This is a genomic window from Vulcanisaeta distributa JCM 11216 (assembly GCF_001315985.1).
GTDB lineage: Archaea > Thermoproteota > Thermoprotei > Thermoproteales > Thermocladiaceae > Vulcanisaeta > Vulcanisaeta distributa_E.
The window spans coordinates 1-536 of the sequence record NZ_BBBI01000063.1 but is presented as its reverse complement, the minus strand read 5'-3'; the positions used below and the strand labels follow the sequence as shown (position 1 = coordinate 536).

The 536-nt window shown below is 49.1% G+C and carries 1 pseudogene; it reads left to right on the top strand.

The window, feature by feature from the left end:
• Positions 1-536: pseudogene (locus JCM11216_RS14215) on the top strand (hypothetical protein); the annotation flags it as partial.

The following is a 536-nucleotide window of genomic DNA, read 5'->3' as shown; positions in this document are numbered from 1 at the left end:
AAGTTCAGTAACTGGCTTGGTCAGCAATTGGATTGGCAGTCGAAGGCCTTGACCGCGGTTATAGTCATTGCAATCATGCTCGGCGTGGCATCCTTCATGACTATCCTAGGTGCACCACCAACAATCTCGCTGATTGGTATAGCCCTAACGCCAATAATTCATTATTACCAGGTTGAGCTTGTTAGGTATGACTACGTTAAGCCAGCCATCGCTGGCTTGGTTGGTGGCTTTATCGCCTACGCACTGGGTAGTTACCTAATGGGCCTAAGTGCCTTAAGGCTCGCGTTTGTAACCGCAATGGGCTCAAGCCTAGGCTTCGCAACCCTCTACATCCCGCAGTTCATTAAATTCACTAGGAATTACATTGGCTTGCCCCAGAGGGTTTTGAATTCATTTAATGACTTACTCACCATACCAAACCCGCAGCCGCCTAGGCCAGTCACAATTGTTGAGCGTGAGCTTAGGCCACTTTGGGATTACGCGTACAGTGTCGGCGTTAGGGAGTTTGTGGAGAGGGTGAACATACTTGTTGACTC